This is a genomic window from Sorangium sp. So ce327 (genome assembly GCF_051530205.1).
Classification (GTDB): domain Bacteria; phylum Myxococcota_A; class Polyangia; order Polyangiales; family Polyangiaceae; genus Sorangium; species Sorangium cellulosum_B.
This window is the reverse complement of the sequence record NZ_CP150330.1, coordinates 9,999,610-10,025,443: the sequence shown is the minus strand read 5'-3', so window position 1 is coordinate 10,025,443 and position 25,834 is coordinate 9,999,610. Positions and strand designations below refer to the sequence as shown.

The 25,834-nt window shown below is 72.0% G+C and carries 23 protein-coding genes; 10 read left to right on the top strand and 13 right to left on the bottom strand.

Going from position 1 to position 25,834, the window contains the following annotated elements; all coding sequences use genetic code 11:
- Positions 1-121: 121 nt before the first annotated feature.
- The 11 genes from WME95_RS37545 to aroA form a co-directional block, all read right to left on the bottom strand.
- Positions 122-547 (bottom strand): HIT family protein, encoded by a 426-nt coding sequence (locus WME95_RS37545; protein ID WP_437544638.1) that lies wholly within the window; start codon positions 545-547, stop codon positions 122-124.
- A gap of 143 nt (positions 548-690) precedes the next feature.
- Positions 691-1,632 carry a hypothetical protein gene (locus tag WME95_RS37540; protein ID WP_437544636.1) on the bottom strand — a complete coding sequence of 314 codons (942 nt, stop codon included), beginning with the start codon at positions 1,630-1,632 and terminating at the stop codon, positions 691-693.
- A gap of 147 nt (positions 1,633-1,779) precedes the next feature.
- Positions 1,780-2,730 (bottom strand): hypothetical protein, encoded by a 951-nt coding sequence (locus WME95_RS37535; RefSeq protein WP_437904123.1) that lies wholly within the window; start codon positions 2,728-2,730, stop codon positions 1,780-1,782.
- Between the two features lie 124 nt (positions 2,731-2,854).
- Positions 2,855-4,312 (bottom strand): AI-2E family transporter, encoded by a 1,458-nt coding sequence (locus WME95_RS37530; protein ID WP_437904122.1) that lies wholly within the window; start codon positions 4,310-4,312, stop codon positions 2,855-2,857.
- Positions 4,309-4,860, bottom strand: a complete 552-nt coding sequence (locus tag WME95_RS37525; RefSeq protein WP_437904121.1) for an HIT family protein — start codon at positions 4,858-4,860, stop codon at positions 4,309-4,311. Before WME95_RS37525 ends, WME95_RS37530 begins: the two co-directional genes overlap by 4 nt.
- 121 nt (positions 4,861-4,981) lie before the next feature.
- Positions 4,982-5,368 (bottom strand): hypothetical protein, encoded by a 387-nt coding sequence (locus WME95_RS37520; protein ID WP_437904120.1) that lies wholly within the window; start codon positions 5,366-5,368, stop codon positions 4,982-4,984.
- A 191-nt stretch (positions 5,369-5,559) separates the two neighbouring features.
- Positions 5,560-7,365 carry a 30S ribosomal protein S1 gene (locus WME95_RS37515; RefSeq protein ID WP_437904119.1) on the bottom strand — a complete coding sequence of 602 codons (1,806 nt, stop codon included), beginning with the start codon at positions 7,363-7,365 and terminating at the stop codon, positions 5,560-5,562.
- A 179-nt stretch (positions 7,366-7,544) separates the two neighbouring features.
- Entirely contained in the window at positions 7,545-8,693 is a 1,149-nt protein-coding gene (locus WME95_RS37510; protein WP_437904117.1) for a hypothetical protein, read from the bottom strand.
- A gap of 4 nt (positions 8,694-8,697) precedes the next feature.
- Positions 8,698-9,651, bottom strand: coding sequence for a hypothetical protein (locus WME95_RS37505; protein WP_437904116.1), 954 nt, complete (start codon positions 9,649-9,651; stop codon positions 8,698-8,700).
- Positions 9,635-10,447 (bottom strand): (d)CMP kinase, encoded by an 813-nt coding sequence (gene cmk / locus WME95_RS37500; protein ID WP_437904115.1) that lies wholly within the window; start codon positions 10,445-10,447, stop codon positions 9,635-9,637. The genes WME95_RS37505 and cmk overlap by 17 nt, the downstream gene beginning before the upstream one ends.
- Positions 10,448-10,484: 37 nt before the next feature.
- Positions 10,485-11,861: a 3-phosphoshikimate 1-carboxyvinyltransferase gene (aroA, locus tag WME95_RS37495; protein WP_437904114.1), complete on the bottom strand. Its 1,377-nt coding sequence runs from the start codon at positions 11,859-11,861 to the stop codon at positions 10,485-10,487.
- Positions 11,862-12,029: 168 nt separating this feature from the next.
- Here aroA and WME95_RS37490 point away from each other — a divergent pair, with 168 nt between their 5' ends.
- The 5 genes from WME95_RS37490 to WME95_RS37470 all read left to right on the top strand — a co-directional run bounded on the left by WME95_RS37490 (position 12,030) and on the right by WME95_RS37470 (position 17,153).
- Positions 12,030-12,932 carry a nucleotidyltransferase domain-containing protein gene (locus WME95_RS37490; RefSeq protein WP_437904113.1) on the top strand — a complete coding sequence of 301 codons (903 nt, stop codon included), beginning with the start codon at positions 12,030-12,032 and terminating at the stop codon, positions 12,930-12,932.
- A gap of 86 nt (positions 12,933-13,018) precedes the next feature.
- A complete protein-coding gene (locus tag WME95_RS37485; protein WP_437904112.1) occupies positions 13,019-13,300 on the top strand; it encodes a cupin domain-containing protein in 282 nt (93 codons plus the stop codon).
- Between the two features lie 661 nt (positions 13,301-13,961).
- On the top strand, positions 13,962-14,807 hold the full coding sequence (locus tag WME95_RS37480; RefSeq protein ID WP_437904111.1) for a hypothetical protein: 846 nt from the start codon (positions 13,962-13,964) through the stop codon (positions 14,805-14,807).
- Positions 14,801-16,225 carry a hypothetical protein gene (locus tag WME95_RS37475; RefSeq protein WP_437904110.1) on the top strand — a complete coding sequence of 475 codons (1,425 nt, stop codon included), beginning with the start codon at positions 14,801-14,803 and terminating at the stop codon, positions 16,223-16,225. The genes WME95_RS37480 and WME95_RS37475 overlap by 7 nt, the downstream gene beginning before the upstream one ends.
- Positions 16,226-16,652: 427 nt before the next feature.
- Positions 16,653-17,153 (top strand): hypothetical protein, encoded by a 501-nt coding sequence (locus tag WME95_RS37470; RefSeq protein ID WP_437904109.1) that lies wholly within the window; start codon positions 16,653-16,655, stop codon positions 17,151-17,153.
- Between the two features lie 58 nt (positions 17,154-17,211).
- Here WME95_RS37470 and WME95_RS37465 read toward each other — a convergent pair whose 3' ends face one another.
- The gene (locus tag WME95_RS37465) at positions 17,212-17,751 is read right to left on the bottom strand and encodes a hypothetical protein (protein WP_437904108.1); all 540 of its coding nucleotides are present in this window, start codon (positions 17,749-17,751) and stop codon (positions 17,212-17,214) included.
- 7 nt (positions 17,752-17,758) lie between these two features.
- Entirely contained in the window at positions 17,759-18,856 is a 1,098-nt protein-coding gene (locus WME95_RS37460; protein WP_437904107.1) for a hypothetical protein, read from the bottom strand.
- Positions 18,857-19,807: 951 nt separating this feature from the next.
- Here WME95_RS37460 and WME95_RS37455 point away from each other — a divergent pair.
- The 5 genes from WME95_RS37455 to WME95_RS37435 all read left to right on the top strand — a co-directional run bounded on the left by WME95_RS37455 (position 19,808) and on the right by WME95_RS37435 (position 25,672).
- Positions 19,808-20,500: a hypothetical protein gene (locus tag WME95_RS37455; RefSeq protein ID WP_437904105.1), complete on the top strand. Its 693-nt coding sequence runs from the start codon at positions 19,808-19,810 to the stop codon at positions 20,498-20,500.
- Entirely contained in the window at positions 20,497-21,627 is a 1,131-nt protein-coding gene (locus WME95_RS37450; RefSeq protein ID WP_437904104.1) for a hypothetical protein, read from the top strand. Before WME95_RS37455 ends, WME95_RS37450 begins: the two co-directional genes overlap by 4 nt.
- A gap of 150 nt (positions 21,628-21,777) precedes the next feature.
- The gene (locus WME95_RS37445) at positions 21,778-22,377 is read left to right on the top strand and encodes a hypothetical protein (RefSeq protein ID WP_437904103.1); all 600 of its coding nucleotides are present in this window, start codon (positions 21,778-21,780) and stop codon (positions 22,375-22,377) included.
- Positions 22,378-22,467: 90 nt separating this feature from the next.
- A complete protein-coding gene (locus WME95_RS37440) occupies positions 22,468-25,203 on the top strand; it encodes an ATP-binding protein (RefSeq protein ID WP_437904102.1) in 2,736 nt (911 codons plus the stop codon).
- 262 nt (positions 25,204-25,465) lie between these two features.
- Positions 25,466-25,672 (top strand): hypothetical protein, encoded by a 207-nt coding sequence (locus WME95_RS37435; protein WP_437904101.1) that lies wholly within the window; start codon positions 25,466-25,468, stop codon positions 25,670-25,672.
- Positions 25,673-25,834: the final 162 nt, after the last annotated feature.

Here is a 25,834-nt window from a genome sequence, read left to right as displayed (position 1 = left end):
GTTCATCGCAAGACACAACGAGGTGCAGACCGTGTGTGGCAGAATGTCCCGATCTGGGACGGACGTCTCGCGCCTGAGCCAGCACGGCGCCACGTCCAAATACCCGTACCAGCGACAGAATTCAACCCGCAGCCAATGCCGTCACGATGGCGTCGCGAAGGCCGCACATCTCGTGCTCACCCGCATATTTATAACGAGGCCAGAAGAAGCCCTTGAGACCGTCCCTCCGACGACGCGGGACCACGTGGATGTGCACGTGGGGGACGCTCTGACTGACGCGGTTGTTGATGGCGACGAAGAAGCCCTCAGCCGAGCACGCGGACTCGATGGCGCGCGCGAGGCGCTGCGCGGTCGCGAAGAGCGGACCGACGAGCGACGCCGGAACGTCGGTGAGCACCTCGTGATGGGCGCGCGGGATGAGCAGGCAGTGGCCGGGGAAGAGCGGGCGGTGATCCAGGAACGCCATGACCTCCGGCTCGTCGAGCACGACGTGGGCCGGCGTTTCGCCCCGGGCGATGCTGCAGAACACGCAGGGGCGGGGCGGCATGGCGGGCCTCGCGCTCTTCGATGCCGCGCCACCTGCCTGGCGTCAATGCCGGGGGCGCGGGCAGCGGAGCGCGTCCGCGGTCACGCTGGGAGCGCGCGACCGTGGCCACACAGGGCGGGCGCAGCTGCGCAGGGGGCGCGCGATCAGTGGCTCGCAAGGATGTCGTCGATCGATCCGTAGGTGGCAGGCTCGCGCGTCCAGTAATCGAGGAGAAGGCCGCCGGCCGTCATCCACGCTCGGTCGAAGCGGCCGTCCTGCGACGCGACGCGCACGACGTGGTCGCCGCCGTGGAAGGCCCAGTGGCGGCCCGTGTGGTCGAAGTGGTCGATGAGCGCGCCCTGCCGCGTCTTGACGTGGAGCGCGTCGGAGGGATCGTCCCACGAGGTGTCGATGATGAGCTCGTAGACCTGCCAGATGTTGCCGGACGGGAGCACGCCCCAGTCCACCTGGACCCCGGAGTCGTTCGGGAGCCCGAAGACGAAGCAGCGGGGCATGCGCCGCGCCGCGTGCCAGAGATCGCCGTTGCGGCTCGGCTCGTGGTGGAGCGTGACCAGCGTGTCGCGCGCGAGGCCGAACGCGTCGTTGTCGCCGGGGCTGTCCCACACCCGGCGGAAGAGGTGCTGGCAGAGCTGGTCGGCCCCGGCGGAGAACCCGACGGTGAGCAGGCCCCGCTGCCGGCGCTCGTGCAGGAGGCGCCCGAACTTGCCGGGCTCTCCGTCGAACATCGCGCCGAGCTGCTTGTAGCGCCAGAGCCCCGTCGTGCTGTAGCCGCCGCCCAGGATCACCACCTCGGACGACGCGAGGTAGTGCCAGAGGACGTCGACGTCCTCCCTGCGCAGGTCGCTGCTCCAGTAGAACGGCACGTGCTCGAGGCCGAAGCGCTCGTAGAACCGGAAGAACCAGCTGAAGTTGCCGTACGCGAACTCCTGCCGCTCGCGCTCGTTGCCGTCGCGGGGCGCCTCGGACATCGGCAGGAACAGGATGCGCTTGTTGTCCCGCCCCGAGAGCGCCCGCTGCGCGATGTAGTGGTCGTGGATGAAGTTGCAGCGGTTATGGGAGCTGTAGAGCAGCGCGGTTCCTCTCATGAGGGCGCGCATCTGAGCCGCTCGCCGCGCCGCGCGTCAAGGGGCCGCTCTCGGCGGGCGGGCTCGGCGCGCCGGCGGCGAGGCGCAACGCTGGTCGGCCTCGGCCGCTCGTTGGTCGACCACGCACCGCGCGCCGCGCGCCACGCGTCAGCCGCGCCGCATCTGCTGCATCTTGCGAGGGATGGCGCCCGAGCGCATCAGCATCTCGAACGCCTCCTTTTCGAGCATCGGGTGGACGCCGCGCGGCGGGACGCCCATGGGGCTCTTCTTCTTCGTGACGAAGCCGCTCAGGTACTGCGGGTTGAGCGCGCTCAGGCTCCGCAGCGTGGTCTTCATCTGCTTCGTGTTGTTCGCCCACGCATAGGCGAACGCGCGCGAGCGGAGCAGCTGCGGCTTGAGCTCGGCGAACGCCTCGTCGTTCGGATCGAAGGTCTCGAGCAGCTCGACCGCCTTCCCGGCCTGGCCGGTCCGCGCCCACGCCTCGCCGACGATGGCGGCCATCATGGCGCGGATCCTCGGCTCCTTGTGGCGGGTCATGTCGATCTTGTCGACGAGCGCCCGCGCCTCGTCCGTCTCGCTCAGGATGAGGTGGATCATGCCGCGCTGGGCGCGCGCCTCGTCGGCCATCGGGGCCATCACCTTGTCGAGGTTGATGGTCTCCAGCGTCCGGAGCGCGGCCCGCGGGTCCTCCTGCATCTGGAGCTGCGCCTTCGCGAACGTCGCGGCCGTGTCGTCCTTCTTGAAATCCGTGTCGAGCTTGGCGATCGCGTCCTTGCGCGCCTCGGCCGAGTCGGCGGTCTGCACGATCTTCGCGACGGCGCGCGTCCGGGTCGCGAAGCGCAGCGCCCACACGATGACGCCGCCCACGATGACCGTCAGGACGCCGGCGACCGCCTTCGGCCAGATCCCCGGGATGGCCAGGGCGATGGCCCAGACGATGAGCGCCGGGATGCCGACGCGGATGGCGAGCGAGCGCGGGTTCAGCTGGGAGAGCGGGTCGGCGGGGGCCTTTCCGCCGCTGCGGAGGGCGGCGATGGCCTGCTCGCGCTGCTGCTTGGGGCTCTGCTTCTTCGGGGTGGGTTTGCCGGGGGTCTTCATCGAGGTCGTGGAGCTGATTTCCTGCGCGGGGCGCGGGGTCTCATAGCCGGCTTGCGGGGGAGCGGCCAGCGGAGGCGGACGGACGAGCCGATCGGCCCCGGGAGGGGGCTCGGGCGGTGGAGGGCTAGCTCGCGGCCCTGTCGGGGTCGCTGCTGCGGGCGCTGGGCTCGCCTTCGGGCTCGGGGGCGGGGACGGGCGTGGAGGCCGGGCGGGCGGTCTCGAAGCCGCGCAGCGGCGGCAGCGGCTCGATCGCAGGGGCGATGATCGGGACGCCGCGCTGCGGCGGGATCGTGGCCGTCGGATCGGCGAGGCCCAGCGTCGACTCGCGGAAGTGGAGGAAGATCGTCTGCGCGAGCGAGAGGCAGGGCACCGCGAAGAGCGCGCCGGTGATCTGGAAGAAGTGCTCGCCGACGAGCAATGCGAGCACCACGAGGACCGGGTGGATCTTCGCCGCGTCGCCGATGATCTTCGGGTTCAGGAAGTTCGCCTCGAGCTGGTGGATGCCCACGATCCACGCGAGCACGCCGACCGCCGTGCCGAACGACTGCGTGAGGCCGATGAGGACCGCGGGGATCGAGCTCAGGATCGAGCCGAAGATCGGGATCAGCGACATCACCGCCGCGAGGACGGAGAGGATCGGCCAGTACTTGAGGTCGAAGAGCCAGAAGCCGATCGCGGAGAGGACGCCGTTGACGAGGCAGATGAGGAGCTGCCCGCGGACGACGCCGGAGAGCCCCCGGTCGAGCCGGCGCAGGAACCGATCGAACGAGTCGCGCGAGGTCGGGTGCCAGAGATCGCGGAAGAAGCGCAGGATCTTCTCGTGCGTCAGGATGATGTAGCCGGCGAGCATCAACGTCATGAAGAGGTTGAAGATGCCGCGCGAGATGGCCGTCGCGATGGCCTGCCCGATCCGGAGGACCGCGATCGAGTTCTCCTTCAGGTAGACGGCCGCCTTCTCGTAGCCCTCCTGGAGCATGTTCGCGCTGGAGAGCGCGTGCCTCGGGCGCGCCTGCGCGATCTGCCAGACGCCGTCGCGCGTCTCGCGGACCTCGACGTCGTCGGCGATCTGCACGTCGAATGAGCCGTCCGGCCCGGGCAGGATGCGGATCGGCGGGCGCTCGACGCCCTCCTCTCCTCCAGGAGAGGCCTCGATGGAGCCAGGCGGCCGCGCGGCCTGATCGGGCTCCTGTGCGGGCGCGATCGCCGGCGGCGCCGCCGCGGGCTCGCGGCCCGACCAGCGGTTGAGCCGCGCGTCGAGCGCGGGCAGGTACTCCTCGCGCAGGCGCGCGGCGAGGCGCGGGGCCTCGGTGGTGAGCGCCTTCCCCTCGGCGATGAGGCGCGGGACGCTGAGGGCGAAGAAGCCCGCGATCCCGGAGAGCACGAGCGCGTAGACGACGAGGATCGCCGCCCACCGCGGGACGCGCGCGCGCTCGAGCCGGAGGACCGCCGGCGTGAGCACGTAGGCGACCACGAGCGCGAGCACGAACGGGAGCAGCACCGCGTGGGAGACGATGAGCAGCGCCGCCGTGAGGACGGCGCTGACCGTCAGGAACACGGTGCGCTGCGAGGGGCCTTCGCTCACAGCGCCTCGCCGCGCGCGGCCCGGCCGTGGGCGCCCTCGTCGACGACCGACGCAGGGAGGTCGGCGAAGAAGCCGAGCAGGTGGTCCCGCGTCGCCTCGAGCGCCTGCGGGACGACGCGGACGTCGGCGAGCACCGGCATGAAGTTGGTGTCGCCTGGCCAGCGCGGGACGATGTGGACGTGCAGGTGCTCGGCGATGCCGGCGCCCGCCGCGGTGCCAAGGTTGATCCCGACGTTCATGCCCTCGCACTTGAGCGCGGCGCGCAGGCGGGTCGTCGACTCGCGCACGAGGCGGAAGAGGGCCTCGTGATCGGCCGGCTCGAGCGCGTCGAGCGAGGCGACGTGCGCGTGCGGGACGATGAGGAGGTGGCCCGAGGCGAACGGGTAGCGGTTGAGCATGACGAACGCGCGGCGGGTCGTCGCCACGACCAGCCGGTCGCGCTGTTCTTGCTCGGATGCGCGGGGGATGCCGCAGAAGATGCAGTCGGCCTGGCCCTTCGGCGCAAGGATGTACTCGATGCGCCAGGGCGCCCACAGGGGGTTACCCATGTCGCGGAGACGCTAGCACGGCGGCAACGCGCGCGGGACCACCGCTCGCTCGTCGCCGCGCCGCCCTCGCATTCGCCTCGCAGCTGCCGCGCCTGCGCGCCGCAGCGCCGTCGATGCGGGCTCAGAAATGGATCGGCGTGGCGGCGAGATCGAACCAGAGCGAGAGGCCAAGCCCGGCGGAGGTGCCGAGCGCATCCCAGACGACGTCGCGGACCGAGGGGGTGCCGTGCCCGGCGGCGTCGAAGGCCTCCTTCGCCAGGCCAGCGCCGAGCGCGAGCGCGGCCCCCAGCGCGAGCCGCTGCCGGACGTCGTTCGTCGCGAGCGAACCGAGCGCGTACCCGCCGCCGGCAAGGGCCATCGACGCGCAGAAATGGCGCGCCTTGTCATCGCCGAACCACGGGTCGGCGGCCGCGGCGCGGGGGCCGTCGGCGCGGGCAGGGAGCGCGCTGAGCGCCAGGGCGGCGAGGATGGGCGCCCCGAGGGCGGAGCGCGCGAGGAGGCCTGTCATCGCGGCATCGTCCGCGGCCTCGCGGAAAAAGCAAGAGGCGAGGCCCTGGGGAGGGCCTCGCCTCTCGTCGACATCGGGTCCACACGGCGAGCCGGGGGCACCGCGGCGCCCTCGGCCCGCCGCACCTGTGACGTGCGGCGGGTGAGCGCCTGGCGCGCGGCCGCCTCAGCGACGCCGCGCGCCGATCCGCGTCACTTCAGGTCCAGCTTGGCGCCGAACTTCTCCTTGATGAGATCACCGATCGTCCCGGCCACCGGCTTGTCGTCGTCGTCCTTGCGCTTCTGCTGCTGCTGCCGGACCGGGGCGGGGCGCTCCATGCCGATGTTCTTCATCGTCAGGAAGAGCCTGCGGTCGACCGTGTCGAGCGAGGAGATCTCGGCCTTCACCTTGTCGGCGACCTTCAGCTTGCCTTCCTCGGGCTCCTGCACGTCGCTCTGCGAGATGAGGCCCTCGACGCCCTCGCGCAGCCGCACGAACACGCCGTAGTCGACGATGCTCACCACCTGGGCGTCGTCGAGGACGCGGCCGGGCGGGTACTCCGTCAGCATGCTCGGCCACGGGTCGTCCCAGAGCTGCTTGATGCCGAGGGAGACCTTCTTCTCGTCGTGGTTGATCGAGAGGATGATCGCCTCGACGTCATCGCCCTTGTGGTAGAGGTCGCTCGGGTTGTTGACGCGCACCGACCACGAGAGATCGCTCTTGTGGACCATGCCGTCGACGCCCTCCTCGATCCCGACGAAGACGCCGTAGTCGGTGAGCGACCGGACCTTGCCCGCGATCTTGTCGCCGGGGTGGTACTTGTCCGTGAACAGCATCCACGGATCGGGCTCCAGCTGCTTGAGACCGAGGCTGATGCGCTTCGCGCGCGCGTCCACCTCGAGCACCTGGCACTCGAGCTCCTGGCCCACCTCGAGCAGCTTCGACGGGTGCTTGACCTTCTTGGTCCAGCTCATCTCGCTGACGTGGATGAGGCCCTCGACGCCCGGCTCCAGCTCGACGAACGCGCCGTAGTCGGTGATCGACATGACCTTGCCGCGGACCTTCTTGCCCGCCGGATACGCCTCCTCGGCGTGGTTCCAGGGGTCCTCCTGGGTCTGCTTGAGGCCCAGGGAGACGCGCTCGGTGTCGGCGTTGTACTTGAGGACCTTCACGAGGACCTCGTCGCCGACCTGGAACACCTCGCTCGGGTGGTTCACGCGGCCCCACGACATGTCCGTGATGTGCAGGAGGCCATCGATCCCGCCGAGGTCGACGAACGCGCCGTACTCGGTGATGTTCTTGATGGTCCCCTTGACGGTCATCCCTTCCGTCAACGTCTCGAGCGTCTTGGCCTTCATCTCGTCGCGCTCGCGCTCCAGGAGCACGCGCCGCGAGAGCACGATGTTGCCGCGCTTCTTGTTGAACTTGATGACCTTGAACTTGTAGGTCTGGCCGATCAGCTTGTCCAAGTTGCGGATCGGGCGGAGATCGACCTGAGAGCCCGGGAGGAAGGCCTTCACGCCGCCGCGGATGGTGACCGAGAGGCCGCCCTTCACGCGCTGGCTGATGGTGCCCTCGATGAGCTCGTCCGCCTCGCAGGCGTTCGAGATCTCATCCCAGACCTTCATCTTGTCGGCCTTCTCCTTCGACAAGGTCACGAGGCCGTCGTCGTTCTCGCGGCTCTCGATGTAGACGTCGACCTTGTCGCCCGCCTTGACGGCGCTCTGGCCCGCGGCGTCCGCGAACTCGCGGAGCGCGATCACGCCCTCGCTCTTGCCGCCGATGTCGACCACGACGGAGTCGCGGTTCACTGCGACCACGGTGCCGGAGATGATCTCTCCTTCACGCGCGAAATCGCCCCCCTCCACGCTCTGTTCGAAGAGCGCGGCAAAGCTCTCCATGCTCGCCCCGGACGAGCCAGCCTCCATATGGATGTTACTAGTCATGTTGTTCGTTCTTGTTTCCTTTCCTTCCCTGGGATTCGCCGCGCGGGCGCAGGCGTGGACCCTAGGTGCCACGCACGAGCGGCGGAGGGGCAGGCACACGCGTACCGATGCACCCGGGCCCCTCGGGAGAGGCGAGCCTGTAGTCTGAGGAGGGGCCTCTGTCAATGCAACGACCGAGCCACTGGAGGTTTTTGTAGGTCCGGTCCGTTTTGCTGGGAAGGATGTGCCCGCCCGCCCAAAGCAGCGTGATCTCAGGGCGCGGCGCCCGGCGCTGCGGCGTCGCGCGCGGCTCGGGCGCGGTGTGCGAGCTCTGCGCAGGCGCGATCGAGGCCCTCGTGGGGCCACTTCGTCCGGATCTCGACGCGCTCTCCCTGCGCGAGGGCCTGGGCTCCCTCGAGCGCGGCGCGTGCGCCGGCGATGTCGGGGAGCAGCGCGAGCGCGAGCTTGAGGCTGCCGAGGAACGCCTGGGTGTCCGGGGCGAGCGCCGCGGCGGCCTCACCCGCAGCGGGCGCGAGGCGCATCGAGAGCTCGGGCTCCGCGCCGAGGGCGAGGGCGCCCGAGGCGTGGTCGATGCGGCGGAACAGCGCTCCGGCCCGCGGCAGCACGCCGGAGACCGCGGTGGCGGCGCCGGACCACGCGGCGCTGGTGAGCGCGAAGGTGACGGCGCCCTGCTCGGGCAGATCGAGGCGCCGCCACTCGTCTGCGTCGGGCGACGCGGGCAGCGCGGCCTTCACGATCTCGACGTCCGTGCCGAGGACGAGCGTGCCGTCGTCGGCCTGGCCGAGCACGGCGCGCGGCCCGACGAGCAGGAGCTCGCCCTCGCGGCGGACGCCGGTCCAGCCCTCGTCGCGGGCGACCTTCTCCATGCCGGCGACGAAGCGGCCCTTCGGGATGCGCCCGCCCGCGAGCGCGACCCAGCTCGCGGCGTCGGTCGACGCGACGACGATCTCGCGCAGATCCGACGGGAGATCGAGGCCGGTGGCTGCCTCGATGCGCGCCTTGCGCGACGCGGTCTGGGGCGCGTCGTCGAGCAGCGGGAGGAAGTGCTGGCGCACGGGGCCGAAGAGCGCGAGGTCGGCGGTCTCGAGGCGGACCACGATGTTCGCGTCGCCCGGGATGTGCTGCCGGGCCGTCGGCACATAGCGCCAGAACAAGAGGTAGACGCCGAGCGCCGCGCCGGCGAGCAACGCGGCGAGCGCGATCGCGACCACGAGGCACGCGGCCCCGCGGGGGCGGCCCGGGCGCTGCGGGGCGGCGGGGGCGCCCTCGCCGGGCGGCGCGGGGCGCGCGTCTGCGGGGTCGCCCTCGGGCGCCGGCGCGGGGTCGCCCTCGGGCGCGGGCGCGGCGAGGTCGTCGGTCACGGTCGGTCGGATCGGTTCTTCGATCAGGGTGTCAGGCATCGGCTTAGCCCGGCGAGCGCCCGGACAGCAGGGCGAGCACGAGGGGCGCAGGGAAGAGCCAGCGGAGCCGCACGGTGCTCTCCACCTGCTCGATCGAGAGCTCCTTCATGAGATCTGCGTAACGTACATCCTCGACGTTGTCGCGGAACACCTCGAGGAACCGGCGGGCGCGCGCCGCGCCGGCCGCGTCGACGCCGACGAGCTCCACGTCGAGGCGCACCCCTTCGTCGTGGAGGGACGCCACGCCGCGGACCCGCGCGACGCCCGCGACGAGCGCGCCGATCGACGGGAAGCGCCGCGCGAGGTAGGGGGGGAGCCGGCGCGCGCGCAGGTCGAGGCTCACGAGCCCCTCGGCGGCCGGGTCGCCGCGGCGCGCGTCGGGGCCGTCACGGAGGAGGCGCGCGACGCTGCTCACCTCGACCGCCGACACGAGCGCGACCGCGCGATCGCCGAGCGCGATGATCCGCGCCGTGTCGGCGCGCGATCCCGCGACGCCGCCGCGGCGGTCGAAGACGGCGACGCCGTCCCGCGCCGCCGGCGCCGGCTCCCAGCGGCCGGGATCGGGCGTGAGCCCGGCCATCCGGCCCTCGAGGACGACCACGCGATCGCCCTCCTCGAGATCGGCGAGCCGCAGGCCGAGCCAGACGACGTCGGCGCGCTGGAGGGCGCTCTCCAGCGCCTCGTCGGGGACCTCGTCGAGCGCGCGGCGGGCGAGCTCGTCCGATGCCGCCTGGCCCAGCCCGTCGCGCATGCGGGCGACGTCGACGCGCACGACGAGATCGAGATCGGCCGGGAGCAGATCGGCCGGCTCGATGCGCCGGACGACGCGCGGGCCGGCCGGGCTCGCCGCGTCGCGCGCGGGGGGGCCGCCGCCCGCGTCCCCGCAGGCCGGGAGCCCGAGCGCCATCAGGGCGGCGGCAGCGACGGCGGCGGCGCGGACCTCAGCCGCCGCGCGCACGGAGCTCCACGAGGGTCGCCATCTCGTCGATGATCTCCTGCGGGCTCCGGTGCCCGGAGTCGACGAGGATCGCGTCCTCGGCCTTGCGGAGCGGCGCGACGGCGCGCTCGCTGTCGGCCTTGTCGCGGCGGAGCACGTCGGAGAGCGTCGCCTCGAAGCTGACGGGCATGCCGCGCGCGACGAGCTCGTCGTACCGCCGCTTCGCGCGGATCTCGGCCGGCGCCGTCAGGAAGAACTTCACCTCGGCGTCCGGGAACACCACGGTGCCGATGTCGCGCCCCTCGAGCACCACGCCGCCGCCCGCGCCGGCCTGCCGCTGCATCGCGAGCAGCGCCTGGCGCACGGCGGGGATGGCCGAGACCCGGCTCGCGCCGAGGCTGATCTCGGGCGCGCGGATCGCGCTGGAGACGTCCTCGCCGTCGAGCAGCACGCGCATGCCGCTGCCGCCAAGGCCCGACTGGGCCGGGGCGTTCGCGGGCGGGGGGGCGGAGGAGTCGGGCGGCATGCCGTGCGGGCTCCGCTCCAGCGCGATGCGCCCGCCGCGCGCGAGATCCTCGGCGAGCGCGCCGATCTCGCCCTCCTCTTCCCACGTGAGGCTCGCGCGGCGGGCCGCGAGCGCGACGGCGCGGTAGATCGCGCCGGTGTCGACGAGCAGGTAGCCGAGCCGCTCGGCGAGCCCACGCGCCACCGTGCCCTTGCCGGCGCCGGCCGGTCCGTCGATCGCGACGCGCAGCCGCCGGGGCTCGCCCCGGGCCGGGAGGTGGTGCGCGTCGTCCTGTCGTTGTCGTTCGGTCACCTGCGCTCCTCCTCCTCTCTCGCTCACCATCGCGCGCTCACGCGGCGCGGGCGCCCTCGACCTCGATGCGCGCGCCCAGGGCGCGCAGCGTCCCGACGAAGAGGGGAAAGCTGGTCGCGATGCAGCCCGCGTCGCGGACGCGCGTGGGACCGCCGGCGGCGAGCCCGAGCACGGCGGCCGTCATCGCGATGCGGTGATCGCCGCGGCTGTCGACGTCGGCCGCGTCGAGCGGCCGGTCGGGCCTGCCCTCGACGAGGAGCCCGTCGGTGCGCTCCTCGCAGCGCAGGCCGAAGGCGCCGAGCACGGACGCCATCGCCGCGATGCGATCGGTCTCCTGCGCGCGCAGCTCCCGCGCGTCGAACACCTCGGTGAGGCCGCGCGCCCGCGCGCCGAGGCCGAGCAGGATCGGCAGCTCGTCGATGGCGCGCGACGCGAGCTCGCCGCCCGCGCGCCCGGCGCGGAGGCCGGCGCCGGAGGAGGCGGGCGCGACGTGGACGTCGCCGGTGGGCTCGCCGAGGGCCTCTCCCTTGATCTCGACGGCGACGCCGCCATCCATGTCGCGCAGCACCTCGAGCAGCCCGGTGCGCGTCGGGTTGAGGCCCACGCGCCGCGCGGTCACGCGGCTCCCCGGCACGATCTGCGCGGCGGCGACGAGGAACGCGGCCGCGGAGAGGTCGCCGGGCACGTCGAGCTCGAACGCAGGGAGCGCGCCGGAGAAGCGGGCCGCGTCGAGGCAGACCATCGCGCCGACCGAGTCGATCGGCACGCCGAGCGCGGTGAGCATGCGCTCGGTGTGATCGCGCGAGACGATCGGCTCGCGCACGAACGTCGGGCCGTCGGCGTAGAGGCCGGAGAGGAGGAGGGCGCTCTTCACCTGGTCGCACGGGACGGGGATCTCGTGCTCAATCGACGAGAGCACGTGCGGCTCGGGGAGCGGCCCGACGTCGAGCGGCGCCGTGATCTCGCCGATCTTGCGCGGATCGAGCTGCCCCTCGATGCGCCCGCCGCGGAGCCGGAGCGGCTTCGCGACGCGCTCCATGGGGCGGCGCGAGAGCGACGGGTCGCCGACGAGCCGCGCGGCGAAGCGCTGGGCGACGAGGATGCCCGCGAGGAGGCGCATCGTGGTGCCGGAGTTGCCGCAGTCGATGGGGCCGTCGGGGGCGCGGAGGCCGGAGAGCCCGGCGCCGTGGACGACGAGGTCGCCCGGCGACGGCTCCTCGACGCGGACGCCCATGGCGCGCAGCGCGCCCACGGTCGAGAGGACGTCGCCGCCGAGCGTCCCGCCCCGGATGCGGCTCTGCCCGGTGGCGAGCGCGGCGAGGAGGAGCGCTCGGTGGGCGATGCTCTTGTCCGCAGGGACCGGCACGCTCCCGATGAGCGGCCGCTCCGCCGGGTGGACGATGAGGTCGGGCACGGGTTGCCGTGTAGCAGAACGGCGGGCGCAGGCACAGCGGGCGAGGCGCCGAGGGCGCAGCGCGTGCGGCGGGACGGCGCGGGCGCAGCGCGTGCGGCGGGACGGCGCGGGCGCCTCGATGGTAGGGTCGCCGCGTCGCAGCGGGGATCAACAGGAGGCGGAGGCGGCATGGACGGGGCAGTGGACGTGGCGGCGCGCGTGGCGGTTCGGCTCGGCGCGATCCCGGGCGTGGTGGCGGTCGTGCTGGGCGGATCGCGCGCTCGTGGCGCGGGCCACCCGGACTCGGACGTCGATCTGGGCATCTATTACGAGCCCGAGAGCCCGCCCGACCTCGCGGCGCTGCGCGCGCTCGCGCGGGAGCTCTGCGCGGGCGGGGCCGAGGGCGACGTGGCGCCGCTCGCGCGGGAGCTCCACGGGAGCGCCGCCGAGGACGTCGTCACGCCGCCGGGCGCCTGGGGGCCGTGGATCAACGGGGGCGCGTGGCTGGAGATCGAGGGGCACCGGGTCGACTGGCTCTACCGGGATCTCGCGCGTGTGCGACGCGTGATCGGGGAGTGCCGGGCGGGGCAGGTGACGTGCGACTACCAGCCCGGTCACCCGCACGGCTTCCTCAGCGCCAACTACCTGGCCGACATCCACGACTGCCGGCCGCTCTACGATCCGGAGGGCGCGCTGGCCCCGCTGAAGGCGCTCGTGACGCCCTATCCGCCGGCCCTGCGGAGGGCGCTCCTCGAGAGGTTCCTGTGGGAGGCCGGCTTCGCCATCGACACCGCGAAGAAGGCCGGGCGGCGCGGCGACGTGTTCTACGTGAGCGGCTGCCTGTTCCGCGCCGCGGCCTGCCTGGTGCAGGCGCTGTTCGCGCTGAACGAGCGCTACCTCTCGAACGAGAAGGGAGCCGTGCCGAGGACGCGGTCGCTCTCGCGGTGCCCCCAGGGCTTCGCCGACAGGGTGGAGGCGGCGCTCGCCGCGCCGGGCGAGGGCGCGGACGCGCTGCTCGCGAGCCTCGGGCGCATGGAGGCGATCGCGCGCGAGGTGCGCGAGCTGTGCCGAGGGGACGAGCCGAGCTGCTAGCATCCGGCGCGACGATCGCGGAGGGCGCCGCGGGGGCGGGCCCGGCGGCGCATCGCGGGCGGCGCATCGAGCGAGGACGAGGAGCCATGGAGTCGATCAAGCTGGAGCACGGTCCGTCGGAGGAGCAGCTGGCGAAGCTCGGGGCGCGCGGCTGGCCCATCTGGACGAAGGAGGTGTCGACCTTCTCGTGGCACTACGACGAGCGGGAGATCTGCTACCTGCTCGAGGGCGACGTGATCGTGACGCCCGCGGAGGGAAGCGGCGCGCCGGTGCGGATCCAGGCGGGGGATCTGGTGACGTTCCCCGCGGGGCTGAGCTGCACCTGGGAGGTGCGCTCGCCGGTGCGGAAGCACTACCTGTTCGGCTGAGCAGCGGTTTCGCGGCGCCGGGGCGCCACGCGAGCGCCTGCTGCAGGCACGGCCGAGGGGCCGGGGATGGGCTGCGGGCGGTGAGCGCAAGAGCGCTGGGCTCCGGTGCCGTCGAGGGAATCGTCGTTGTTGGCGCCGGCGGGGGCGGCGCCATGTCGTTGGCCGGCGCCGGCTCGCGCCGCGCGCCGCGCGCCCGGCAGCGCGTCTGCGACCGCACTGGTCGGCTCGGACAGACCCGCGGGGGCGAGCGAAGGGCCTGAGGTGCTCACCATCGCCTGGCCCTGTAATCGCGATAGGACATGAGAATTTCTGGCCGCGATCTGCAATGCACACAAATCGCGATAGGGAATGAGAATTTCTGGTCGTGATCTGTAATGCGTGCGCACGCGGAAATTCGGTCCATTGAGGATTCAAAGCGCAAGGAGATCCATGGTAGTCAACCTCTGCGCGAGGCATAGATGCCGCCCGGCCGAGGCTGGGCGGGAAAGCGATGCTGTGCCGGACTAGGCCAGCGCGGCATCCAGGCCCCCGCGTTGGGCCGAGGTGAACCTTGCTGCGTTCTGCGCTGGTCGTCTGTTGGTCGCATGTGGCCGCCATAGCGATGTTCCTCCTCGGGCTCCAGCCGGCGTTTGCCGCGTCGCCGCCGTCACGGTCGCCGCGCGTGACAGCTTTGATCAAGGAGGCAGAGGCCGCCCTGGAGCGGCTCGACATCGCGCGCGCTCGCGACCTGTGGGCGCAGATCTACGATATCGAGCGTTCTACGGTGGGGATCTGCCAGCTCGGGCAGCTCGACCGCCGACTCGGGCGCTGGGTGGACGCCGTGGTGGAGCTCACGCGGTGTGTGCAGGAGATGCGCCCGCCGGCCACGCCCAGGGAGCGGCGGCTCTACGAGACGCGGCATGCGGATCTGGCGGCGGCGCGGCTCGAGGTGGCGCAGCTCCACGTGTTCACGCCTGCCGGGGCGGCGCCCGTGCTCGTGGACGGGCGCCTCGTGGACGAGAGCGGTCAGGTCTACGTGGCGCCTGGGCAGCATGAGATCACGACGATGTTGCCGGATGGCCGCAAGGTACGATCCATGGTGCACGTCACCGCGAGAGAATCGCGCGTTGTCCTCCTGAGCGCCGAACCGGCGAGCGTGCGCTCGGTCGCTCCGTTGAAGGCGACGCTGGCGGGCGCGCCGGTACGGCCAGCAAGCCCTCCAGCCCCGTGGCTGCTTTATACGGGGTCCGCGGCGTCGGGTGTATTCCTCGTGTCGGGGATCGTGCTGCACATCTTGGCATCGACCGAGGACAGCGTCTTGAGGGAGGAGATGTGCAAGCCCGGCTCGGCGGAGAATCCGAAGTTGGTCGAGGACTTGCACGCCGTAGAGGTGCAGCAGCACATCAGCACGGCAGCCCTTGTTGCAGGTACCGCGCTGGGCGCCGCGACCGTCGCGATTGCGGTGCTGCCGCGCGGCGCCCAAATCCGCGCGAGCGCGGCTGGCGCGGAGGTGTGGTTCTCGTGGTAGAGCCTGGTACCGTCTGGGAAGGTCACCGGATCCTCAACGAGGTTCACGACGGCATGGTCCGCACGTTCCTCGCCCAGCAGGTCGGCGATGAGGCCGCGATCGTCTGGTTGCACCTGCGCGAGGGTCAACCGATAAACCGGAGGGCCTTCGCATCCGAACTCCAGCGTTTGCAGGACATCGCGCGAGCGGTTCCGCAGGTAGAGCCCGTTCTCTACGCTGACGCAGGAGGCCTCTCTGCCTGGGTCGCCTACCGGCGGAGCGACAAGATTGGCATCATGGACGCGATCCGCGGGGTGGATCTCGGGGTTACCGCGCTGCACACGGTAATCGAGGTCGCCCACGCCATCCAGCGGTGCCACACGCTGGGCGGGTGCCATGGGGCGCTCGGGTCCGACCGCGTGTTCATCACATTGAAGCGGGACTACAGCATCGGCCAGTTCGGTCTGGTCGGGCTATTCCGGATCGAGCCGCACGAGGCCGCGCGGGAGCCGCTGGTGGCGTCTCCTGAACTGCTGCGCGGCGACCGAGTGAGGCCACAGACGGACGTCTATGGCCTCGGGACGCTGCTGTACGAGCTCGTTTGCCGTCGGTCGCTCGACGTCGGCCAGCCAGGTATGTTGGGGGTGCGGCGGGGTAGGCCCGCGATCCCCGTCGACACACCGCCCGCTGTGGCTGCCGCCATCGAGATGGCCTTGGAAGAGGATCCGCGCCGCAGGTACAGGAACGTGGGCCACTTCATCGCCGTGCTCGAGGGCCTTGTGGACGTCTGGCCCACGCTGGACCGGGCACCGAGCCGGCGCGATAACCACACCCCCGTCGCCAACGCGGCGCCGTCGACCTTGCGCAGCTCCCATCTCCAGAGTCGTCGTTCGTCAGCGCCGGTGACGGAAGCTCCGGACACCCGGACGTCCGAGGTGGCTCCGGTGGCAGCGCCTTCGAGCGACGATGAGCATCAGCTGCCGCAGATCCCCCCTCTTGACGGACCATTGCCGACTGCTCCCGCTTCGAAAGAGCCGGTGACGCCACCGCCGCCTTCCCTCCGCCGAGTACCTGGAGGAGAGCCAATGATGGTCCGGAGCGCCCCTGTCGCGGCGCCGCCCCGCAAGCTGGTGAGCCGCCTTGCTATTTCGCTCGCCGCGACGGCTGCGCTGTGCGCCGGCGCTCTCTGTCTGACGCGCCCGGCGGGGATCGCGCCCCGCGCGGAGAAGCTTGGGACGATGCTGGTGGAGCGAGTATCGCCGCGGTCTGGGCAGCGGCGTTTGCCGTCGCCGGAAGGTGCGGCGAGGACCGACTCGAAGGAAGCGGACAGCCGCCCGCGTGGTGCGTACACGCAACGAACGGGCGTGACGGCGAAGGCCGAGCTGCGCCGGCCGTACTGCGAGGCCGGCGATTTTAGCTGTGGTCCTGCGATGTACTAGGAGGGCTTCTGTCGATGCGATGCGTTCTTCTGCTCATGGGCGCGAGCGCTGGGCTAGGTTGTGTCTCCGATCGCGGTTGTCCCGCCCCAGGCCCCCACGAGGGACACCCTGCGGTATGGCTCTGGGATGGCACGCAGAACGAGGCGCCAGGATGCGCGGAAGACACGGATGTCCTCTGGGACGGGTGGCTGAAAGGGTCCTCTACCGCCCCGGAGTCGCCGACGTTCGCACGCGCTTGTGCCGGCGTTGTTCGAAGCGATATCCCCGAGGACTACACCCTTTGTGTGATCCCCAGCCTGGTGGACGATGTCTGCTGGGAGGGATACGAGGACAGAGCAACGTATGTTGAAGAGGATGGCGAAGAGCACGTGATGTGCTGCGCCCCCGCGGGCAACCCGCCGACGGTGATCCCGCAGAGCTACGGCGCATGTACGACATGAGCGATCCGATGACAAATGCCCTCGCATATGCATTCTCATCCCTGCTCTTGGCTGCCCTGTGCGTCTCGTCCGGCGGATGCATCGCCCATCCCGAGATCTCGGGCAAGGCGGTCGTCACGCGGGATGGCGAAGAACTGGTGATCGACACCGGCGGCAACGGAACCAGGCTCGTGGATGCAAGCGGCGAGGTCGCAGGCGGGTGCATCGTACCCAATCAGGGGAAACTCGGCGTAGCGGTGCAGAAGGAGGGCGCTGCCTTCTCGTTCTTTGATATGATGGTCGAGGCCGACTCGCCGTATGCGTCCGTGACGATCGACGGAGGACGGTACCAAGGCGCATGTGAGATCATCATTGAGGAGCAGCGAGGCGACCCGTACGAGGCCGATGTATCGGCGGGGCCGTGTGACCTCGTCCGGCTCTTCGACGGTGCAAAGGCGCGCCTCGAGACGGCGGTCTTTCACGTCTCGGACTGCAGCGGAGCCGATTAGGCGGGCGGGCTCTCCCGGGGCTATTGCGCCAGCGGTGGCGTCCGTTGGCGGCGGTTGACTACCAGAAGATTCGACCCGCCGCCGCCGGCTCCACGCTGACGCCGGACCACGCGAGCGTCCTGACGAAGCGGACGCCGCACGTCGCCACGATCGCCACATGCTGCGTCGATAGATAGGCCGCGCCGGCCTCCATGGCCGGGAAGAATCCAAGATAACGCAGGCACAACCCCCATGCGTTGCACACAGGGATGCGCCCGAAGTCGAGCCGCGCCGCGAGCTCGAAGGACACCGGCGCACGGAACGGCCTGCCCCGGACGGCCGCGGTGGGCCCGGTCAGCACGCCGAGCCAGCGCGCGTCGCCGCCCAGACCGAAGAGGCCCACGTCGGCGCCGATGCCGATGTCAACGGCGTTGCGGACGGGCCATCGGCGCAAGCCGGTGACCGACGGCATGATGCCGCCCGTCGCGCGCGTGGCACGCGACCCCAGCACGACGTAGGTCGCCTTGACGTCGATCTCCCAGCGCGGCGGCGCGCTCTCTTCCGCCCGCGCGACCGTGGGCAGGAGCGACAGCGCGACGAGCCCGGCGCGCGACCCCATTCGAGCGCTACCTGCCCATCGCCGGCGGACCATCGTCGGCCTGCGCCTTCCTTCGAGCGGCGCGGACCGCCGCGAGCCAGTGCGCCCGGTCGGGGTTGCTGTCCCACGGTGGGGCGTCCCGGTAGAGCGCATCCCAGTATTCCCATACGGCCGCCTCGGTCGTCGCCTGCTCGCTCTCGCCTTCGGGCGCCTCCTCGACGCGGTCCACGAGAGAGTACCAGGGTTCCTTGGCGAAGGTGTCCACGCTACGCCACGGTCCAGCAGGCCCGCTGCCGAAGCGTCCATCGCTGCTCTGGAGATAACCTTCATAGGCGCTCTGCGCCAGGGCATTTCTCCGGCATTGATTCACCCACAGCATGCACGTTTCACGGTACAGCGCTGCCCAGAGGCGGTCCTCCTCCGGCACGTCATCTCGCCATGCGCTCCCATACAGCGCTCGCAGCTCCTGCTCGCGTGCCGCAAGCTCCTTCGCCTCGTCCGGAACCGGCAGCGCCCTGAGGGCCCGCTCGCTCGCCGCGCTCGGACCGGGGAGATGGAGCAGCGTATTCACCGGCCAGAACCGCGCAGCCTCCAGCCTCTGGGGGATGGGCCTCGTTAGCGTCCTCGGCCTTCCGCGACGTCCGATCCGAAAGCCCCTCTGGAAGGCGCGGAGCGCGTCGACTCGGTGCTCCTGGGCCGTCTCGTCGGAGGTGAGCGTCTGCCAGAGATAGGTCTTGTGGAGGCGCGACATCGGGTCGACCGCAGCAGGCTCGCTTGCGCCGGGGCGCTCTTTCTTGAAACCCTCTAGCATGGCGAAGAACGCGCTCTGAACGGCTTCCAGCAGCATGGGCCAGGGGGGCGCGGGCTCTCCGCCGAAGCGGCCATGGCGGCTCCGGAGATACACCGCACTCGCCTTGTGGTCCATGTCAGCGTGTCCGGGATCGTCAATCCACCTGCTGAATTTCTTGCGATACGGCTCCGCCCATGCGCGGTCTTCCTCGGGCAGGCCATCGTCCCATGCCTCTGCGCATAGCTGGCCGAGATTCTCGAGGTGCCATTTCCAGAGATCGGGGCTCTTGGTCGTGAACAGGCCGTATCCGTAGCCTGCCTCCTGCACTGCGAGCATTCCAGGGTGCTTCGCCAGCCACCTCATGGCCGATCTCCCGGCTGTCCGCCCGTCGGGTCCGTGGGCGTGGGCGGGCATCCCCAGCCTGGTCCAGCGCCGAGCGGGCAGAGGAGAGGGACGAGCCGAGGAAAGGCCCATCCAGGAGGCGGCGCGAGTAGCCCGATCAGGATATTGATGATGTCGTCCATGTCGACCGCGTCGGGGTCCGTCAGCTCGGCCGGCACCTTGATATCGCCTGCAGTGGCACTGCCGCGATCTGGTCCCTCCGCCCATCGCGATCGCTGGGTTCCACGATGGAGCAGCCGCGGGCAAACACGACGAGCAGAACGCCGCGCCGATGGTTCATCGGGTTCCCCTCCCTAATTCACCGATCCACGCACCCGCAGACGGTGGCCGACCTTACCAGCGGTCGCCGCCGCCGGTCAAGCCGCGACGGACCACCTGGAGGACGGTGACCGGTGCCCAAGCGCCGCCACTGGCCAGGGCTTCGCCTTCGAAGAAGTGGCAGTGACGGTGCCGAACAATTTGCCGAACATCGGCGGGTCGGGGAAGCCCGCCCGAACCGCCCTTCACCAGCAGCGCAGAGTTGCGCCGTTCTTTACGAGCGCGGCTCCGCGAACGCTCGCGCTGCTCGCCCTTGGTTGAGAGGGCACGAACTCGGCGCCGTCCACCGCGGAACTCCGGCTCCCTCCGCCCCGGGTCTCGACTAAAATACGACCCCATGGGCCATTTTCATCGCTCCGGCCTCAGGCGATATCGTCCCAGGCGTAAACGTCGGGTTTGGTGCGGTGGCGCCGCTCTGGCGCGGGGGTGAGGGCGGTCCTCTCTCTCGCCCCTGCGAGCTTGCTCAGGAACAGCGACGCCCGCACGTACGCATCGGGAAGGCGCGGCGCGGGGACTGGGCGCGCGGATGGCTTGATGCTCACCGCCTGGCCATGGGACCCTGCGCGCATGAAGCTGCTCCTGAAGGCTGTGGCGGCCGCTGCGGTCGCCGTGATCGCCCTTGGCTGCTCGATCGTGGACCCCAGCGACCGTGAGGAGCTGAGACAACGGATCGCGACGCTTCCGCCCGAGACGCTGTCGTCCTGGGAGAGGTGGAACATGAATGTCAACGCGGTGAAGTGGCTTAAACTATACAAGGACCCCAACGATCAAGTAGGCAAGCTCCAGTGCCGGTTGAAGGCCGGCGGCACCTGGAGCGGCTGGAACGACCAGGAGCCGACGTACACCGTCGCTGACTTGCTCGACTGTCTCCTCGAATCAGGAGATATCGCCGTGACCTACACGATGTGTGCCGACAAATTTCAAGCCGTGGACGGCAAAGCCATGGAGAGCAAGATCTTGAACGAGCAGCAGGTGCCGGGCGTGACGAACGTCGAGTGCAGGTTCGTGTGGGATTTCCGTTATGAGCCGGAGAAGGTGCCGTCCAACCTGACGAACCCCAGATCGATCACACTCGACGAGATGATCGATTGGCTGATCTCGCTCCCGGCGCCGCCTCCGGGATTTGCTTTCCCTCAGCTCGTCCCGCTCCTCTGCCCGCTCGGCGCGGGGCCAGGCTGGGGGTGCCCACCTCGGCCGACGGACCTTCCGGGCGAGCAACCCACCGACCCGACGGGCGGTGAGCCAGGGGATCATCCATGAAGCTCAGAACGTCGCGCGTGTGGTTCCTCATGCGGCGCATCGAGGTCGAGGCGGGCACGGCGAGTCACCTATTTTCGCCCCAGGATGCCTTGGGTCGGAACATGGACCTCGAGACCCTGGGCAGGCTGTGCGCCGAAGCATGGCACGACGACCTGCCCGAGGCGGACCGCGCATGGGCCGAGGCGCATCGCGAGAAATTCGGGAGGTGGGTCGACGATTCGCGGCCCGAGGCCATCCGCCCGAGGGTGGACGCGGGCTCTCTCCAGAGCCTCCCGGGCAGGTTCGACAAGGAGCCCGCTCCGCCGTGGCCGATGCTGCTCGAAGCCGTCAAGAGCGCGTTTTTTACCTTCGTCGTGGACTTCGGGCAGACGGTCGCGGGCGAGGGCGCGACGGGCGATCCGGCCGCGCGCCTCCACCGGACGTCCCTCTGGCGGGCGCTGACGGCCGACGACGCCCCCGAGGTGGACCGGCCCTCGGCGCTCCGCGCCTTTCAGAGGGGGTTTCGGCGCGGGCGCCGCGGGCTCCCGAGCTCCATGACGAGGCCCATCCCCCAGAGGCTGGAGGCTGCGCGGTTCTGGCCGGTGAATACGCTGCTCCATCTCCCCGGGCCGAGCGCGGCGCGCAACCGAGCCCTCTGGGACGCGTCGAGTCACTGCACGGATACCAAGGAGTACCGGGCGCTCCAGCAGGAGCTGCGCGATCTCTATGCGCGCGCCTGGCGAGATGACGTGCCGGAGGAGGACCGCGAATGGGCCGAGTCCTACCGCCACTCCTGCATGAACGAGGTCAACCGTCGCCGGCGAGACGCCGTGGCCCAGAGCGCGTACGAGGGCTTTCTCCAGAGCAGCGACGGGCTCTTCGACGGAGAGCCCGCAAAGCCGTGGCGGAACCTGAGAGGCTACGACTCGGACCCATGGCGCGCTCTCGTGGATGCCGTCGAGGACGCGCCCGAAGGCGAGAGCGAGCTCGCGACCGCCGAGGCGGCAGCGCGCGAATTCTGGGACTCGCTCTACCGGGAAGCCCCGCCGTGGGACAGCGACCCGGCCAAGGTGCACTGGCTCGCGGCGGTCCGCACCGCGCGACGAAAGGGGCTGTCCGGCGATGTTCCGGCGGACGGGGGGGCGTAGCGCTCACGATGTTCCGCCGGACGGGGGGGCGTAGCGCTCCCGGACTCCCATTTGCCTTTGGCACGGAACTGCCGCTCCCTCCGCCCCGGGTCTCGACTAAAATAAGACCCCATGCGCTTTTTTCATCGCTCCGGTGGGATCGTTTTCTCCATGAAGAGCGCTCGCGCGCTCGCGCGCGCCGCCGGGGTGCTCGGCGCCGTGCTCTGCGCAGCGTGCGCGGCAGACCCCGAGGCCCCGCCGCCCGAGATCTCGGTCGGCACGGTCGACGGCACGGACGCCGTGCTCGCCCTCGTGCGCGGCGAGGGCACGGTCACGCTCTACGTCTGCGGCGGCGTGAGCAGCTACGCGACCATGACCCGGTGGTTCGAGGGACCCGAGGACCCGAGCGGCGCGTTCTCGCTCGCGAGCGACGGGTGGACGGCGACCGCCGATCCGGGCGGCGAATCCGGCCAGCTGCGCACGCCCGAGGGCGCGGAGCTCGCCTTTCGCGCGCGTCCCGCGGCGCTCGATCGCATCGAGGGCCTCTACGCGGCGGTCGACGGCGGCTGCCGCACCGGCGCCGTCGTCTTCACGCCCGACGACACCGAGGCGCCCGCGCTCCAGGGCACCTGGTGCGGCGCCGGCGATCTCTATGCCCAGGTGACGCCGATCCGCCCGCTGTCGGTGCTCGACCGGCGCGGGATCGAGGTGCAGGTCGAGCTCAGCGGCGCACGGAAGAAGCTGCTCGTGACCCCGCTCGTGCGACCCTGAGCCCCGCCACGCCTCCGCCGTCCCGCCGCAGCCCCGCCGTCCGCCCGCTCTGGCGTTGAATCCAGCCCCCGTCCGATCGAAGGTCGGCGCATGGCGGACGCAGCTCGGCCGCGGAGGCGGCACCTTGCCCTGCCCGCGTCGCGCTTCATCGGCCGGGAGGGAGAGCTCGTCGCGATCGCCGAGCTGCTCCGGCGCGGCGAACGGCTCGTCACCCTCTGGGGCCCGGCCGGCATGGGCAAGACGCGGCTCGCCCTGGAGCTCGCCAGCCGCTGGGCCGAGGCGCACGCCGGCGAGGCCGTGTGGCTCTGCGAGCTCACCGCCTGCCGCGACCTGCGCGCCGTCTGCGGCGCGGTCGCGCGCGCGATCGGGGCGCAGGTCGCGGCAGGACGCCGGGAAGCGACGCTCGTCGAGCGGATCGGCCGCGCCCTCGCGACCGAGGGGCCGGCGCTGCTCGTGCTCGACAACCTGGAGCAGGTGCTCGAGCAGGCCGCGCCGGCCCTCGACGCGTGGGTGCGCGCGGCGCCCGAGCTCCGCTTCCTCGCGACGTCGCGCGAGCGCACCCGCCTGACAGGGGAGATCAGCTACGAGCTCGGCCCCCTCGGCCTCCCCGCGGAGGGCTCGACCGAGCGCAGCGCGGCCGTGGCGCTCTTCCTCGATCGCGCCGCGGCCCACCGCGCTTCCGCGCCGCCGCCGCCGCCCGGCGACGAGCACCTCGCCGACGTCGCCGCGCTGGTGCGGCGGCTCGAGGGCATCCCGCTCGCTATCGAGCTCGCCGCGGCGCGCGAGGGCGTGCTCGGCGTGCGCGGCCTGCTCGCGCGGCTCGGGAGCCGGCTCGACCTGCTCGCGGGCGCGGCGCGCGGCAGGGAGGCGCGGCAGGCGACGCTGCGCAGCGCGATCGAGTGGTCGTGGGACCTCCTCGAGGACCGCGAGCGACGGGCGCTCGCCTGCTGCTCCGCCTTCCACGGGCCGTTCACGCTCGCGGCGGCCGCCGCCGTCCTCGCGGAGCCCGACGCCGCCGCGATCGATCGGATCGAGGCGCTGCGCGACAAGTCGCTGCTCCGCGCGGCGCCCCCGAGGAGCGACGGGGCGACGCGCTTCGCGCTCTACGAGGTGGTGCGAGAGCTCGCCGCCGAGAAGCTCGCCGAGCGCGGGGAGCGCGAGGCCGCGATCGAGCGGCACGCGGCGTTCTACCTGGCCGCCGGCGAGGCGGCGGCCGCGGACTTCGAGCGGCGCGGCGCGCTCGACGCGCTCAACCGCATCGCCGGCGATCTGGAGGAGCTGCTCGCCGTCGCCGAGGGCGCGCTCGCCCTGGCGACGGCCCCTCGCGCCGGCTCCGAGGCGGCGGCCGAGCGCGCGCTGCGGGCGCTCTGCGCCATCGAGCCCGTGCTCAGCACCCGCGGCCCGTTCGGGGCGCAGCTCGAGCTGCTCGACCGGGCGCTCGCGGCGGCCGAGGCGCTCGCGGCCGATCCGCGCGTCGTGGCCCGCGCGCTCGCGGCGCGGGGGCGCGCGCGGCGGCTCCGAGGGCAGGCGGAGGCCGCGCTAGAGGACCTCGAGCGCGCCCGGGCGCAGGCGGCGGCGCTCGGCGCAGAGGCGCTCCTCTCGGGGATCCTCGCGGACCTCGGCGTGCTCCACCACGGCCGGCGCGACATGGAGCGCGCGCGCGACCACTACGCGCAGGCGCTCGCGCTCCACCGCGCCCTCGGCGACCGCCGCGCCGAGGGGCGGGTGCTCGGCAACCTCGGCGCGCTCCACCACGACGAGCGCCGCGAGGGCGAGGCCGCCGCCTACTACGAGCAGGCGATCGCGATCGCGGCGGAGATCGGCGACGGCCGGATGGAGGGCATCTTCTCGACGAACGCCGGCCTGCTCGAGCAGGAGCGCGGGGCGCCCGCGCAGGCGCGGCGGCGCTACGAGCGCGCGGCCGCGATCCTCGGCGAGGTGGGTGATCTCCGGCTGCTCGCGATCACGCTCGGCAACCTCGGCGCGCTCCACCACGAGGAGGGGCGCCTCGCCGATGCGCGCGCGTGCCACGGCCGCGCGGTGGGGCTGCTCCGCGAGGTCGGGGACCGCCGCTCCGAGGGGATCGCCCTCTGCCGCCTCGGGGCGGCGCTCGCGTCGGTCGGCGAGGTGGAGGAGGCGCGGCGCGCGATCGAGCCCGCGGAGCGGCTGCTCGCGCAGCTCGGGGACGAGCCTGACGTGGAGCTCGCGCGGGTGGCGTCCGGCTTCGTCGACCTCGCGCTCGCCCAGGCGGCGCGCCGCGCCGGGCGGGGGGAGGAGGCGGCGGCGCAGGCGGGCGAGGCGCGACGCAGGATCGCGCGCGCCCGGGAGGGATCGCCGTCGAGCGCGAGCCGATCCGACGACGTGCGGCTGCTGCTCCGGATCCTGGAGCGCAGCCTTGCGGCGCTGGGCGGCCTGCCCGAGGCGCGGGCGGAGGGCGAGCTCCTCCTGACCGAGGGGGCGCGCTTCGTCCGCCCGCCGGGCGGCGGCTGGCACGACCTGCGCGAGCGCCACGCGGCGCGGCGCCTGCTGCACGCGCTGGCCGAGCAGCAGCGGTCTGCGCCCGGCCGAGGGCTCTCCCTGGCCGCGCTGAAGGAGGCGGGGTGGCCCGGCGAGCGGATCTTGCCGGACGCGGCGGCGAACCGGATCTACGTGGCGATGAACCAGCTGCGGAAGCTCGGGATGAAGCCGTGGCTCCGGAGAGACGCAGACGGGTACTCGCTGGATCCGGCGCTGCCGGTCCACTACGTGGCGGTGGAGCCGGCCGCGGGGGGAGGGGGCGAGTCGCGCGGGGGGGAGACGGGCGAGGGCGGGGGGGAGCGGCGGTAGGGGGCCTGCAGAATGGATGGGAGAGCAAGGGCGGGGGAGCCGCGGGAGGGCGCGCGAGTCGGTTTAAGGGGGGATTAAGGGGTGGTCCTGCGGCGGGGACGTAGCCTGTTCGGCGGAGGTCGCGCCATGCGTATCATCGCTTCTGCTCTGCTGCTCTTTGCCCCTGCCATCACCCTCGCCGCGTGCGGTGAGATCCGTGTGCTCGATCCGGAGGTCAATTCGAGCAGCGCCCCAGGCGCGGGATCGGGAGGATCCAGCGGCGATGGCATGGGGGCCGCAGGCGCGGGTGGCGGCGGAGGCGCGGGTGGCGGCGGAGGCGCGGGTGGCGGCGGAGGCGCGGGTGGCGGCGGAGGCGCGGGTGGCGGCGGAGGCGCGGGTGGCGGCGGAGGCGCGGGTGGCGGCGGAGGCGCGGGTGGCGGAGGCGCGGGTGGCGGCGGAGGCGCGGGTGGCGGCGGGGGATCGCCGCTAGCGGAGGCCTGGTACCAGCAGATTTCGGGACCCGGGACGGAGCAGGCCACGGCCCTCGCGATCGATAGCGAGGCAAACGTCGTCCTGGCCGGCTGGTCGGGGGGAGCAGCCGATTTCGGCGCCGGCGCCACGCCGCTCGTCGGCGACGCGGACATCTTCGTCG

What these genes read in the sequence shown, in the direction of transcription:
- WME95_RS37545 (WP_437544638.1), bottom strand. Translation starts at nt 547, where the DNA reads ATGCCGCCCCGCCCCTGCGTGTTCTGCAGCATCGCCCGGGGCGAAACG.
- WME95_RS37540 (WP_437544636.1), bottom strand. Translation starts at nt 1,632, where the DNA reads ATGAGAGGAACCGCGCTGCTCTACAGCTCCCATAACCGCTGCAACTTC.
- WME95_RS37535 (WP_437904123.1), bottom strand. Translation starts at nt 2,730, where the DNA reads ATGAAGACCCCCGGCAAACCCACCCCGAAGAAGCAGAGCCCCAAGCAG.
- WME95_RS37525 (WP_437904121.1), bottom strand. Translation starts at nt 4,860, where the DNA reads ATGGGTAACCCCCTGTGGGCGCCCTGGCGCATCGAGTACATCCTTGCG.
- WME95_RS37520 (WP_437904120.1), bottom strand. Translation starts at nt 5,368, where the DNA reads ATGACAGGCCTCCTCGCGCGCTCCGCCCTCGGGGCGCCCATCCTCGCC.
- WME95_RS37510 (WP_437904117.1), bottom strand. Translation starts at nt 8,693, where the DNA reads ATGCCTGACACCCTGATCGAAGAACCGATCCGACCGACCGTGACCGAC.
- WME95_RS37490 (WP_437904113.1), top strand. Translation starts at nt 12,030, where the DNA reads ATGGACGGGGCAGTGGACGTGGCGGCGCGCGTGGCGGTTCGGCTCGGC.
- WME95_RS37485 (WP_437904112.1), top strand. Translation starts at nt 13,019, where the DNA reads ATGGAGTCGATCAAGCTGGAGCACGGTCCGTCGGAGGAGCAGCTGGCG.
- WME95_RS37470 (WP_437904109.1), top strand. Translation starts at nt 16,653, where the DNA reads ATGTACGACATGAGCGATCCGATGACAAATGCCCTCGCATATGCATTC.
- WME95_RS37465 (WP_437904108.1), bottom strand. Translation starts at nt 17,751, where the DNA reads ATGGGGTCGCGCGCCGGGCTCGTCGCGCTGTCGCTCCTGCCCACGGTC.
- WME95_RS37460 (WP_437904107.1), bottom strand. Translation starts at nt 18,856, where the DNA reads ATGCTCGCAGTGCAGGAGGCAGGCTACGGATACGGCCTGTTCACGACC.
- WME95_RS37455 (WP_437904105.1), top strand. Translation starts at nt 19,808, where the DNA reads ATGAAGCTGCTCCTGAAGGCTGTGGCGGCCGCTGCGGTCGCCGTGATC.
- WME95_RS37450 (WP_437904104.1), top strand. Translation starts at nt 20,497, where the DNA reads ATGAAGCTCAGAACGTCGCGCGTGTGGTTCCTCATGCGGCGCATCGAG.
- WME95_RS37445 (WP_437904103.1), top strand. Translation starts at nt 21,778, where the DNA reads ATGAAGAGCGCTCGCGCGCTCGCGCGCGCCGCCGGGGTGCTCGGCGCC.
- WME95_RS37440 (WP_437904102.1), top strand. Translation starts at nt 22,468, where the DNA reads ATGGCGGACGCAGCTCGGCCGCGGAGGCGGCACCTTGCCCTGCCCGCG.
- WME95_RS37435 (WP_437904101.1), top strand. Translation starts at nt 25,466, where the DNA reads ATGGCATGGGGGCCGCAGGCGCGGGTGGCGGCGGAGGCGCGGGTGGCG.